12 protein-coding genes are annotated in these 12,851 nt (G+C 64.1%); 7 read left to right on the top strand and 5 right to left on the bottom strand.

The window, feature by feature from the left end:
- Positions 1-27: 27 nt before the first annotated feature.
- The 5 genes from AC1TQG_RS03740 (at position 28) to AC1TQG_RS03720 (ending at position 5,205) form a co-directional block, all read left to right on the top strand.
- Positions 28-984 carry a TauD/TfdA dioxygenase family protein gene (locus AC1TQG_RS03740; RefSeq protein WP_482135592.1) on the top strand — a complete coding sequence of 319 codons (957 nt, stop codon included), beginning with the start codon at positions 28-30 and terminating at the stop codon, positions 982-984.
- Positions 985-1,011: 27 nt separating this feature from the next.
- Entirely contained in the window at positions 1,012-1,956 is a 945-nt protein-coding gene (locus tag AC1TQG_RS03735) for a TauD/TfdA dioxygenase family protein (RefSeq protein WP_482135591.1), read from the top strand.
- 31 nt (positions 1,957-1,987) lie between these two features.
- Positions 1,988-3,043, top strand: a complete 1,056-nt coding sequence (locus AC1TQG_RS03730) for an ABC transporter substrate-binding protein (protein WP_482135590.1) — start codon at positions 1,988-1,990, stop codon at positions 3,041-3,043.
- 78 nt (positions 3,044-3,121) lie between these two features.
- Complete coding sequence (locus AC1TQG_RS03725; protein WP_482135589.1) at positions 3,122-4,198, top strand: DNA polymerase IV; 1,077 nt, start codon at positions 3,122-3,124, stop codon at positions 4,196-4,198.
- Between the two features lie 50 nt (positions 4,199-4,248).
- On the top strand, positions 4,249-5,205 hold the full coding sequence (locus AC1TQG_RS03720; protein ID WP_482135588.1) for an esterase/lipase family protein: 957 nt from the start codon (positions 4,249-4,251) through the stop codon (positions 5,203-5,205).
- Here the strand turns inward: AC1TQG_RS03720 and AC1TQG_RS03715 are convergent.
- On the bottom strand, positions 5,190-5,933 hold the full coding sequence (locus AC1TQG_RS03715; protein ID WP_482135587.1) for a type 1 glutamine amidotransferase: 744 nt from the start codon (positions 5,931-5,933) through the stop codon (positions 5,190-5,192). The two genes, AC1TQG_RS03720 and AC1TQG_RS03715, sit on opposite strands and share 16 nt — an antisense overlap.
- A gap of 148 nt (positions 5,934-6,081) precedes the next feature.
- On the opposite strand from AC1TQG_RS03715, the gene AC1TQG_RS03710 reads away from it, so the two are divergent.
- On the top strand, positions 6,082-7,701 hold the full coding sequence (locus tag AC1TQG_RS03710; RefSeq protein ID WP_482135586.1) for an acyl-CoA dehydrogenase family protein: 1,620 nt from the start codon (positions 6,082-6,084) through the stop codon (positions 7,699-7,701).
- Between the two features lie 18 nt (positions 7,702-7,719).
- On the opposite strand, the gene AC1TQG_RS03705 is transcribed toward AC1TQG_RS03710, so the two are convergent.
- Both AC1TQG_RS03705 and AC1TQG_RS03700 read right to left on the bottom strand, forming a co-directional pair.
- Positions 7,720-8,184: a SixA phosphatase family protein gene (locus tag AC1TQG_RS03705; protein ID WP_482137249.1), complete on the bottom strand. Its 465-nt coding sequence runs from the start codon at positions 8,182-8,184 to the stop codon at positions 7,720-7,722.
- Positions 8,185-8,303: 119 nt separating this feature from the next.
- Positions 8,304-8,615 (bottom strand): hypothetical protein, encoded by a 312-nt coding sequence (locus tag AC1TQG_RS03700; RefSeq protein ID WP_482135585.1) that lies wholly within the window; start codon positions 8,613-8,615, stop codon positions 8,304-8,306.
- Positions 8,616-8,735: 120 nt separating this feature from the next.
- On the opposite strand from AC1TQG_RS03700, the gene AC1TQG_RS03695 reads away from it, so the two are divergent.
- Positions 8,736-9,800 carry an FAD-dependent monooxygenase gene (locus AC1TQG_RS03695; protein WP_482135584.1) on the top strand — a complete coding sequence of 355 codons (1,065 nt, stop codon included), beginning with the start codon at positions 8,736-8,738 and terminating at the stop codon, positions 9,798-9,800.
- A 19-nt stretch (positions 9,801-9,819) separates the two neighbouring features.
- Here AC1TQG_RS03695 and AC1TQG_RS03690 read toward each other — a convergent pair whose 3' ends face one another.
- Positions 9,820-10,473, bottom strand: coding sequence for an SRPBCC family protein (locus AC1TQG_RS03690; protein WP_482135583.1), 654 nt, complete (start codon positions 10,471-10,473; stop codon positions 9,820-9,822).
- The gene (locus AC1TQG_RS03685; protein ID WP_482135582.1) at positions 10,464-12,848 is read right to left on the bottom strand and encodes a phosphoketolase family protein; all 2,385 of its coding nucleotides are present in this window, start codon (positions 12,846-12,848) and stop codon (positions 10,464-10,466) included. Before AC1TQG_RS03685 ends, AC1TQG_RS03690 begins: the two co-directional genes overlap by 10 nt.
- Positions 12,849-12,851 lie beyond the last annotated feature (3 nt).

Here is a 12,851-nt window from a genome sequence, read left to right as displayed (position 1 = left end):
CCTATCGATTAGAGAAATGGAACAATTATGACGGCAATTGCAGACACCCGGGAATCTGTGTCGACGAGGTTGTCGGTGGAGCCGATTGCCGGCTATATCGGCGCCGAGGTCTCGGGATTGAGCCTGACCGAGGAGTTCGATGTGCGGGCGCAGCAGGAACTTCGGGATGCGCTGTATGAGTACAAGGTCTTGTTCTTTCGGGATCAGAAGATCGATCATGCGCAGCAAGTCCGGTTCACGAAGTACTTCGGACCGGTCACCGATGCACATCCGCTGGGGTACACCGACAAGTCACCTGCCGGTCATCCTGAAGTGCTGGAGGTGGATTCACGTACCTACGCCAGCCGTGGTGGTTCGCGGCGGTACAGCTACGCCAATTTCTGGCACCAGGATGTCACCGCGCTGATCAACCCTCCGGCGGTGACCGTCCTGCGGGCCGAGCTGGTTCCCGAGGTCGGCGGTGATACGACATGGGCGGATCTCGGTGCGGCATATGACAACCTGCCGCCCTCGCTGCAGCGGTTCCTTGAAGGTCTGTACGCCGAGAACCGGTTCGGGGGGCGCGAAAAGCGTTGGGAGAGTGGCTCTGAGTCCGAGGCGCTGACGACGCAGACCCCGATCATCAGCGAACATCCGGTTGTCCGCGTGCATCCGGTGACCGGTCAGCGGCTGATCTACGTCAACCCGGGATTCACCAGCCGGATCCTCGGCGTCAGCCCGTCGCAGAGCGACCGGATCCTGGACCTGCTGTTCGAGGAGATCACCAACCCGGCCATCACCGTTCGAGTTCGCTGGACGCCCGACAGCGTCGGTGTCTGGGACAACCGGGCGACCATCCACCAGGCCCCGACCGATCTGGATCATTTCGACGTCGTTCGCGTTCTGCACCGCACCACCGTGGAAGGTGATGTGCCCGAAGGGGTTGGCGGCCAGCGGTCCCGATCCGTCTCGGGTGAGCCATTCTTTGCGCGCAAGAGCGCCTGACCAACAACCAGAAGGGCAACAACAGCCATGACGATCACCGAGAACATCAGTGAGAACACCACCCGGGCCGATCTCCGGTTCTTCCCCGTCGCCGGACACATCGGAGCCGAGGTCGACGGAATCGACTTGCGAGACCCGCTGACACCGGAACAGTCCAGGGCCCTGGCCAAGGGGCTGCACCACTACAAGGTGCTGTTCTTCCGCGATCAGGACATCGATCACGCTGCGCAGATCGCGTTTTCGCGTACGTTCGGCCGGGTCACGGCATCACACCCCTACGACGATGATGCGCCCACCGAGTTCCCCGAGATCCTGAAGGTCGACAACCGGGACTACGAACGCAAGTTCGGGATCAAGGCGGCCGGCTACACCAACGAATGGCACACGGATGTCACGGCTTTGGTGAATCCTCCGGCCGTGACGATCTTGCGTGCCGACGTCGCGCCGGTGCGCGGGGGTGACACCAGCTGGACCAATCTGGCCGCTGCCTACGAAGGGCTGCCGGACTCGTTGAAGGAACTCGTCGACGGATTGCGTGCCGAGCACCGCTTTGGTGGACGGCACCCGATCTTCAAGTCCGACAGCAGCTATGGAGAGAAGGTGAGCAAGGCGCCACTGATCAGTGAACACTCGGTGGTGAGGGTCCACCCGGTGACGGGGGAGCGGATACTGTTCGTCCAACCCGGATTCACGAACCGGATCATCGGATACAGCCGACGTCAGAGTGATGCGCTCCTCGATCTGCTGTTCGAGGAGGTGTCCAGGCCCGCGTACACGGTGCGTTTCCGGTGGTTGCCGGGCAGCATCGCGGTCTGGGACAACCGCGCGACCGCGCATCTGGCGCCGGGCGACATCAATCACCTGGACGTGACGCGGACGCTGTACCGCACCACCATCGAAGGCGATGTGCCGATCGGCGTCGACGGCAGGCCATCGGTGTCCATCTCCGGCGAACAGTTCATCGGCTCATAGGCCGCGACCGCACTCGACAGAGAGATATTCCATGACCAATCGACCACAGGTCGCCACCAGCGCCGTTGTTGCGGTTCTTGCCGCCATCACGATGTTGCTCGCGTCGTGTTCGTCGGGAGCCGCCGCCGAGGTGGGTGAGGACGGCAAGGTCTCGGTGCGCTACCAGGGGTGGGCGTCGCAGGTCGGATGGTCGGAGCTCGCCGAATCACTCGGGTACTTCCAGAAGGTCAAACTCGAGTGGGTCGGCGACACAACCAGTGGGCCACAGGACATTCAGGCGGTCGCGACCGGTGAGGTCGATACCGGTGGCGCGTTCAACGGGTCGGTCGCCAAGCTCCAGCAGGCCGGGTCGAAGGTGACCGGGGTTCTTTCGACCAACGGATCCGACGATCAGACGTTCCACGGCTACTACTCCCTGGAAGGCAGTGGCATCGAGACGGCGCAGGACCTGGTGGGAAAGACCGTCGGTATCAACACCCTTGGTGCCTATCACGAGTACGCCATCAAACAGTGGCTGCATCGTGAAGGTGTCTCGGACGCCGACATCAAGAAGGTGGCGCTCACGGTGGTGCCGCCGATCAACACCGAACTGGCGCTCCGTCAGGGTCAGATCGAGGCGGGGAACCTAGGGACGATCTTCAAAGACGTTGCGCTGGAGAAAGGTGGCCTGCACGAGATCTTCCGGGACACGGACCTGATCGGCAGCCTCTCCATCGCCACGCAGGTCTTCCGGGACGACTACATCGCCGAGAATCCGGAGGTGGTCCGGGACTATGTGCAGGGTGTCTCGCGCGCGATCCGGTGGGCGCAATTGCGTCCACGTGAGGAAGTGGTCAACCGATTCGTCGAGATCATCGACGCCCGCGGGCGCAACGAGAACACCGAGTTCGTGAAGAAGTGGAAGAGTCCGGGCATTCCGGTGCCGGGCGGCGTGATCAAACCCGAAGAGTTCACCGTCTGGGTGGACGAAGCGGTTCGACTCGGCGAACTTCCGGCCGGAATCAAGGTGGAGGACCTCTACACCAACGAGTTCAATCCGTACGCGAACGGAACGTATCCGCCGGACTCGAATGAGGACGGTGTGTAGGCACACACATCGCGGGGTGGTCAGGCGTCTGGGGATTCCCCAGGCGCCTGACCTCGTTGTCGAATATCGTCGGCATCGATGACATCACCCCCGATCCGCCGGTTTCGCGCGATCATGCACGTCGACCTGGATCAGTTCCAGGTCTCGGTGGAGCGCCGCCGGAACCCGGATCTGATCGGTGTACCCGTGATAGTCGGGGGTACCGGGGATCCCATGGAGCCGCGCAAAGTTGTCACGTGTGCGTCCTACGAAGCCCGTGACCTCGGGGTTCGGGCAGGTATGCCGCTGCGGTCGGCGTTCCGCAAGATGCCGGAGGCCATCTACCTCCCGCTCGATCACCCGTCGTACGACGTGGCCTCGGATGAGGTGATGGCGACGCTGCGCAGCTTCGGATATCCGGTGGAGGTGATCGGCTGGGACGAAGCGTTTCTCGGTGTTCCGGCCGACGACATCGACGTCGACCTCCGCGGGCTTGCCGAGGCGATCCGTCGGCGCATCCTCGATGACAACCAGCTGTCGTCGGCGGTGGGGATCAGCGACAACAAGCAACGGGCCAAGATGGCCACCGGTTTTGCCAAACGCGAACCAGACCATGTCTTTTCGCTGGACAACCAGAATTGGATGCCGGTCATGGGGGCGCGTGGCGTCGGCGACCTGTGGAGTGTCGGACCGAAGACGACGGCAAAGCTCGAGAAGCTCGGCATCATGACGGTGGCGCAGCTGGCGGCGGAGGACCGCGGCCGCCTGATCGCAGAATTCGGCCCGCATCTGGGCAACTGGCTGAACCTGCTCTCACGCGGCGGCGGCGACATCAACGTCAGTACCGAGCCGTTCATCGCGCGCTCGCACAGCAAGGTCGAGACCTTTCCGACCGATCTCACCGATCCTGTGGAGATCGACGACGCCGTTCGCCGGCTCACCCGGGAACTGCTCGATCAGGTGATCTCCGAGCAACGCACACCGTTTCGCGTGGCGGTGACGGTGCGAACGAAGACCTTCTATACCCGCACGAAGTCGCACAAATTGCCGACACCGACCACCGACCTTGCCGTCCTGGAATCCGAGATGCTCGATGTTCTGCACAAGTTCGAACTCGATCGCCCGATCCGTCTACTCGGGGTGCGCTTCGATCTGCTGATGTCTGCCGAGGACTGAAGGTTCAGTGCTAGCTTCGAAAAATGCGAGAACCCGGAAGGATGGATGTCATGCGGTGGACATTTCGATCGGTGCTGATCACGACAATCCTGCTGGTGGTCGGGGTCGGTGTGGCGCCGGCCGCGCAGGCCGCACCGCTGCCGGTGACCTACAACTTCCTGGCCGGAATCCCGGCCGAACTCGCCAACCCGGGTGGATCACTGCCCGGATCGAACGACTACAGCTGTAAGCCTTCTGCCGAGCATCCGAATCCGGTGGTGCTGGTGCACGGAACCGCAGGCAGTCAGCAGACCAACTGGATCTCGATGGTTCCGACGCTGAAGAACGACGGCTATTGCGTCTTCGCGTTGACGTACGGCGAGTTGTCATCGGTATGGCCGGTGTCACGGGTCGGTGGTCTGGGTCCCAAGGATGTCAGCGCGTGGCAGCTCAAGGTGTTCGTCGACAACGTCCTGGCGAAGACCGGTGCGGAAAAGGTTGACATCGTGGGTCATTCGCAGGGGACTCAGATCCCGACGTACTGGGCCAAGTACTACGGGGGCGCTCCCAAGATCGACAAGTATGTTTCCTTGGCGCCCTACTGGCAGGGCTCCGACGACGGTGCGAGTTATTCGGACTTCACGACGGTGTTCATCGACGGCCTGGGCCTGCCGCCGATCGCGATCCCGGACACCGACTGCCCGGACTGTATTGCCGCACCCGGTGACGAGTCCTTTGAAGCGGCCATCGATGCCGGCGGCGGACCGTATGTCGAGGGCATCACCTACACCAACATCGTCACCCGCTACGACCAGTTGGTGGTGCCGTATACCAGTGGGATCCTGGCTGGTCCGGCCGGCACTGACGTGACGAATATCGTTGTCCAGGACACCTGTTCGGCTGATCGGTCCGACCATCTGTCGATCGTCGCCAACCAACGTTCGGCCGCCATGGTACTCAATGCACTTGATCCACAGCACCCCCGCGCGGTGCCCTGCCTGGCGGTGCCGCCCTACACCGGTGCCTGAGCGAGGGCGAGGAACGCGTCGAGGAGGTTGCCGCAGTTTCTTCGGGACTCTTCGGCGCGCGCGGAGATCTCGGCGGTGATCTGTTGCAGGTCGATGCCGCGTTCGACCACCAACTGTCCCTCGCGGGTGGCCGCCCAGCTCGCCTGCCACGTCGCCCAGACCGCCGGTGAGATCTCCGGATGGAACTGGACGCCCAGGCTTTTCCCGAACGTGAAAGCTTGCAGCGCAGCGCCGTTGCGGGCAATCTCTCGTGCGCCGGGTGGGAGTGTGAACCGGTCGAAATGCATCTGCATCCATGGTCCGCGGGACACGAGATCCGGTGCGACCGTGTCCATCATGACGTATCCGTGCTCCGGCATCTCGGAACGTTTGACCTTGCCGCCGAGAACCCGGGCCAGCAGCTGTCCGCCGAAGCAGACACCGAAGATCGGCACGTTGGCGGCCAGAGCTACGCGGAGGTAAGCGATTTCGGCGGCGAGCCATGGAACGGAATCGTCGTACGCCGCTTCTGCCGAACCCATGACGATCACGAACTCGTACGCGGTCACATCGGGGAACTCATCCGCCGGATGGATGATGTCGATCTCGTATCCGCGCTCGGCGACATGTTCGCGGAGGGTGCCGGTGTCGGCGATCCCGCGATCGGTGTCGTTGTCGTGGACAAGAAACAGCGCGCGAGCCGGATCGGTGTCTGCGTGGGCATTGGCCCTTGATGCTGAGAACTTCACCTGCTGCACTCCTGATCGCTGGTTGCGTCATGTTCAGTATGGCCGGAACCGCCGACACCTCGCCGGACGAAAACCGTGCAAATCGCACAATAGCGGCGTCCGGAGGGTTTCGAAAACGGACCAATTCGTTTGGTGGGACGATGGTGTGATGGTCGATACACACGAAGTGATCAATCAGGTTCCACCGCTGGTCGGATACAACCCGGCAACCAGTCCGGCGTTGTCGGAGGCGCTGGTTCGAGAAGGTGGCGGGTGGGGTTCCGACGAGGTCATGGCCCTCGGTGCCATCGCCGCATCCGCGCAGGCGCAGCGCTGGGGTGAGCTGGCCGATCGCAACCAACCGGTGCTGCGGACCCACGACCGATACGGACATCGCATCGATGAGGTCGAATATGACCCCGCTTACCACCAGTTGATGGAGGTGGCGGTCGGGCACGGACTGCACGGTGCGCCGTGGGCCGACGCCCGGGTCGGTTCCCATGTGGTGCGCGCCGCCAAACTCGGGGTCTGGAACGTCGAAGCCGGGCATGTCTGCCCGATTTCGATGACCTATGCCGTGGTGCCTGCGCTGCGCCACAATCCCGAGCTCGCCGCGATCTATGAGCCGCTGCTGAGCTCGCGTATCTACGACCCGACGCTGTCGGTGCCGTCGGGCAAGGCCGGCCTGATCGCCGGGATGTCGATGACGGAAAAGCAGGGCGGCTCCGACGTTCGGGCCAATCAGAGCACTGCGCAGCCGAATTCGGACGGCAGCTACACCTTGACCGGGCACAAATGGTTCACGTCGGCGCCGATGTCGGATCTGTTCCTGGTGCTTGCCCAGGCGCCGGGCGGACTGTCGTGTTTCTTCTTGCCGCGCGTGCTGCCGGACGGGACCCGCAACCGAATGCGTTTGCAGCGGTTGAAGACCAAGCTCGGCAATCATGCCAACGCGTCGTCGGAGGTCGAGTACGACGGGGCCACTGCCTGGCTGGTCGGGGCGCAGGGCCGCGGTGTGCGGACCATCATCGAGATGGTGAACCTGACAAGGCTCGACTGTGCGCTGGCCAGTGCGGGCAACATGCGACACGGTCTCACGCAGGCGATGCATCATGCCCAACACCGCAAAGTGTTCGGTGAGTATCTGATCGACCAGCCACTGATGCGCAATGTGCTCGCCGATCTGGCCATCGAGTCCGAGGCCGCGACGATGGTGTCGATGCGGATGGCAGGGGCCACCGATGCCGCCGAACGCGGCGACGACACCGAGACGATGCTCCGGCGCATCGGGCTGCCCGCCACGAAATACTGGTTGTGCAAGCGGGCCACCGGGCATGTGGCCGAGTCGATGGAATGCCTTGGTGGCAACGGGTATGTCGAGGACTCCGGTATGCCGAGGCTCTATCGGGAGGCGCCGCTGTACGGGATCTGGGAGGGCAGCGGCAACGTCAGCGCTCTGGACACGTTGCGCGCCATGGTCACCGCCCCGAAGTCGGTGGACGCGCTGTTCGACGAACTCGACCGGGCCGCGGGACTCGATGAAAGGTACGACGGGTACCTGGCCGGCTTGAAGAAGCAACTGGTCAACGCATCCGAACCTGCCGCCCGTCGAATCGCGGAGTCGATTTGTATTGCGCTGCAGGGATCATTGCTGCTGCGGCACGGTCACCCGGCCGTTGCAGAGGCGTTTGCCGCCACGCGTCTCGGTGGCGACTGGGCAGGCGCGTACGGAACCCTGCCGGATGGACTGGACCTCGCGCCGATTCTGGAGCGCGCCCTCGTCAAGTAGGGCCCGACGCGACCGAGTTCAATCCCTCGGTACCACCATCTTGACCATTCGGTTGCCGGGATCGGGCGTCAATCCGACCTCGGCCCAGGGGGTCTCGATGTGCAGGACGGCATACGCCGAGGTCGGGAACCGCGGGATGTCCGCGTCGGGATCCAGGGCGAACGCAGTCGCCGGCATCCCCGGTTCGTGGCCGACCACCAAGACCGTCGCAGCGTCGGCCGGGACGTATATCCGGATGGCCTCGCAGACGTCGTCGGGATCACCGCCGTAGATGTCGTCGAGATAGGTGGTCGGCGCGTTGATACCGGTACGTTCCAGCGTCTGACGGGTTCTGGTGGCGGTGGAGCAGAGCACGAAGTCCACGGACAGTCCGGAGTCGACCATCCACCGTCCGGCGAGTGCGGCCTCTCGACGACCGCGCTCGGCAAGGGGACGTTCATGGTCCACAACACCGTCGGGATAGCCCGATTTGCCGTGCCGCATCAAAATCAATGTGCCTGTCACGTTTTCGACGGTAGCCTCACCGCGGTGAACGCACAAAGGTTCTTGGTGGTGAAGGGATATCACCCGGTTGCGACCGGGCCCTACACCGAGTGAACCGCTCAGGCGGTACGGCGATGCCGACCGGTGGATGCGCGGCGGGCCTCGGCCAGCGCGGTACGGAGCAGGCGGACGGTGGCGTTCCAGGCGGACGCTTCTTGTTCGAGGTGTTGTGCGCACTCGGAGTGGCCGCGGACCCATTCGAGTTCGGCGTTCTCGCGCAGTTCGACAACCTCATCGAATCCGAACTCGATCAGTTCGGCCAGCGCGGTGGTGTCGGAGCAGGCCCACTCGATCTGGTCTCGGCTCAACGTCATCAGCCGTTCGAGGTCATCACGAAGCATCGTTCGCGTCGGTGCGGAAAGGCCACTCACCTGAACCAGGGTGCCCTACTTTGCGACCAACTGCCAGTCGCCGCGCCGACCAGGCCCTTTGCCGGCGGCCGTCCCGGGCGATGCTGTTGTGTTGACCCCGCCACGCGGTAGGTTCGGGCGATGGGCCGGGCTGCGGTGGTCGGGGGTGGTGTTGCGGGATTGTCGACAGCGATCGGTTTGGGTCGGGCCGGCTGGGACGTGGTCCTGTTCGAGCGTGCAGACGCGTTCGGTGACGTCGGTGCCGGCATCACGCTGTGGCCGAATGCGCTTGCAGCGCTTGATGATCTTGGTGTCGGAGCACAGGTCCGGCATCGGGCGATCGCGGCGCGTGCCGGTCAGGTGAGGGCCCGCGACGGCAGGACGCTCATCAATGCGCAGCTCACGCAGGTGACCGGACCGGATTCGGATGTTGTTGCGATGCACCGCGCCGATCTCATCGATGTGCTCGTCTCGGCGGTGCCGGGGACGATGTGTGTGGGCGAGCCCGTCAACGACGTGCACCCCGACGGTCGGGTCCGAACCGGGCGTGGCGTGAGCACATTCGATCTCGTGGTGGCCGCAGACGGCGTACACAGCACGATCCGTCGAACGTGGTGGCCCGACGACGGGCGTCCGCGGGATACCGGAATACGGGTGTGGCGTTGGATCGTCGACCGACCGCCAGGCGACTTCGTGGGCACCATCTGGGCGCAGCGCGCCGAGTTCGGTGTCGTTCCGTTGCCCGGCGACCGCACGTATGTGTTCGCTGCCGCAAGCGGCGCAGGCGACCTCGCCGATTTCGCGCTCTGGCCGGAGCCCGTCGCCGCTCTGGTCGCGGAGGCCACCGGGGTCATCGAACATCGGCTTCTCGACCTGGCGGTTCCGAAGAGCCTGGCACGCGGCCGTATCGCGTTGGTCGGGGATGCGGCACACACGCTGCGACCCCACCTCGGGCAGGGTGCCGGGCTGGCCATCGAGGATGCCGTGGTCCTGGCGTCCTGCGCGCCGGACCTCGATTCTTACTCGCGTGGCCGCAGGCGACGTGTCCGGGCGGTTGTGGCGGCGGCCAGAGCTGCCTCACCGCTGCTGATGCCGCCGGGTTCCGCCACGACCGCTCTGCGCGACGCCGTCGTGCGGGTACTGCCGGACAGATTGGTTCTCGCGCCGCTCACGGCCATCAATCGCTGGCGTCCACCGGTTTCATGACCCGGTTCACCACCGACCGTCACCCGTCCACGTGGTGGGACGGCAGCGCACCTTTGGTACCGCCTGCCAGATCGGCGATGGTCAGCAACATCTTTCGGCTCATCACAAAGGAGATCGGTTCCAGGAACGTCGGAGAGAACCCGACCCGGCCGGCGAGTTTGTCGCCGTACGAATAGCGTCCGCGTTCGATCAGCCGACTGCGGCCGTTTCCGGTATCGACGATGTGAAAGGCCCACAGCGACTTTTCGGGTGAACTATCCGTGCCGCCGAACAGAACCAGCGACTTGTTCGGTTCGGCCACCTCCACCCGCAGGCCAGGGGCCTTGACGTGAAGCTTCACCTCGTCGCCGACCATCAGTGACTGGAATTCCGGGAGGATCGCTGTGGTGTTCCGCATGTTGCAGCCGACCAGGTTCTCCAGGCCCTCATAGCTGTAGAACCCGCCGCGGCCCTGTCCGAGCTGCACCAGCCACGGCCAGACCCGCTCGGGAGGTGCAGCGATATCAATCGCGTGGGTGTAGCCCCATTTCGGTTGCGGTACAAGTTCATCGCCGGGATAGGCGGCCGTGATCTCGGTCGCGGTCGCGCCCCAGGTCGTCCGCTGTTTCCGCAGGGGCCGGGCCAGCAGAGCCCCGGCGATGCGAACCGCTCCGTCGACTGAACTCAGGACCATTGCCACTCACGGATCTCGGGCAGATCTTCGAAATGCTCGCGGACGTAATCGTGGTGTCGCTGCAGCTGTTTTTCGCAGTACTCGGCGAGTTCGGCCGTCTTCTCGGGCACTCGCCTGGTGCGTCGCAGAGCTTCGAGCACCAGGTGGTAGCGACTCATCTTGTTGAGCACCACCATGTCGAAAGGTGTTGTGGTGGTGCCCTGTTCGCTGAACCCGCGGACGTGGAACCGATCGGCGTTGGTGCGTCCGTGGAGTTGTTGGTGGACTGCGCGCGGATAGCCGTGGAATGCGAAGACGACGTGGGTGTCGGCGGTGAACAGGTCGATGAATGCCTGCTCGGGCAGACCGTGTGGGTGATCGTTCTGTGGCAGAAGCACCATCAGGTCAACAACATTCACCATTCGGACACGCAGCCACGGCACCCATTCGCGCAGCAGGTGGGCCGCGGCCAGGATCTCTTCGGTGGGTACGTCACCGGCGGCGGCCAGCACGATGTCGGGCTCGTCTTCGGTGCCAACCACCGAAGTCTTCTCGGTACCCGCCCATTCCCAGATCGACGCCCCGGCGGCACAGTGCTCGTTGGCTTGCTCGAGTGTCAGGTACTGCGGATGTGACTGCTTGTCGACAACCAGGACGTTCACGTGGTCCTTGCTGCGGAAGCAGTGGTCGGCAACCGACAGCAACGTGTTGGAGTCCGGCGGCAACCAGACCCGGACCACCTCGGGTGAGAGCGGGATGACGGCGTCGATCATTCCCGGGCCCTGGTGGCTGAATCCGTTGTGGTCGTTGCGCCAGCAGGTACTGGTCAGCAGGATGTTCAGCGAGGCGACCGGCTCGCGCCAGGGCAGGGCCACCGCATGCTGCAGCCACTTGGCGTGCTGCACCAGCATCGACACACTGACCATCGCGAACGCCTCATAGGTGGCGAACAGACCGTGCCGTCCGGTCAGCAGATAACCCTCCAGCCAGCCCTGGCAGAGATGTTCGCTGAGAACCTCCATGACCCGGCCTTCGGGGGAGAGCCCGTCGTCGAACTCGGTGCGCGGTAGTTGCCAGCACCGGTCGGTCTCCTCGAAGACGGCCTGCAATCGGTTCGATGCCGTTTCGTCCGGAGAGAACAGCCGGAAGTTGCCACCGTGGTTGGCATCGGAGTTGTCGCGGTAGATGTCACGCATCAGTTCACCGAGCACCCTGGTCGTCTCGTACGACGTGGCGCCGGGGGCATCGATCTGCAGTGCATACGACTCGAGCGGAGGAATCCTCAGCGGGACGAGGTTGCGGCCTCCGTTGGCGTACGGGGTCGCTCCCATCCGCAGGTCGCCCGCGGGTGCGAGTTCTGCGAGTTCGCGCACAAGCGTCCCGTTGTCGTCGAACAGTTCATCCGGGCGGTACTTGCGAAGCCAATCCTCCAGGAGGGCAAGATGTTCGGGATTGTCACGAACCCCGGACAGCGGAACCTGATGACTCCAATGGGTGCCCTCGATCAGTTTGCCGTCGACCGTGTGTGGGCCGGTCCATCCCTTGGGGGTCCGCAGGACGATGGCCGGCCACTTGTTGCCGCTGGGCGCCCCGCTGCGGGCGTCGGCCTGAATGTTCGCGATCTCCTCGTGGGCGTCGACCAGTGCCCGGGCGAGGTCGGTGAAGACCTGGCGGGGATGGTGGCCTTCGACGAACACCGGAGCCCAGCCCTGGCCGGACAAATACGCTTCGATGTCGCGGTCGCTGGTCCGGCCGAGCACTGTCGGGGCGGCGATCTTGGCTCCGTTGAGATGAAGGATGGGGAGCACCGCACCATCGCGTACCGGATTCAGGAAGGCCGGGATCTTCCACGACCCGGACAAAGGGCCGGTCTCGGCCTCACCGTCGCCGACCACACAGGCGACCACCAGTTCGGGATTGTCGAAGGCCGCGCCTGCGGCGTGGATCAAGGCGTATCCGAGTTCGCCGCCTTCATGGATCGACCCGGGGGTCTGGACGCTGACATGACTGGGGACACCGCCCGGTGTCGAGAACTGCCGACACAGGGCGCGCACACCGGCCGCGTCGGGGGAGACGTGCGGGTAGATCTCGCTGTACGTGCCCTCGAGGTACGTCGAAGCCACCAGCGCCGGACCGCCGTGTCCGGGCCCGGTGATGTACAGCCAGTTCGACCCGGTGTCCCGGATCCGGCGATTGATCAGCGTGTAGATCAGGGAGAGCCCGGGGCTGGTGCCCCAGTGCCCGAGGAGCCGCGGCTTGATGTGTTCGTTCTTCAGCGGGTCCCGCAATAAGACGTTGTCCTGCAAGTAGATTTGCGCGACGGTCAGGTAGTTGGCAGCGTCCCACCAGCGCAGGTCGAGGTCGAGTTCTGTTTCGGTGTAGTCGGCCAAGGACATGGT

This window comes from Williamsia sp. Y844, from assembly GCF_056786475.1.
This window is presented reverse-complemented; position numbering and strand designations above follow the sequence as displayed.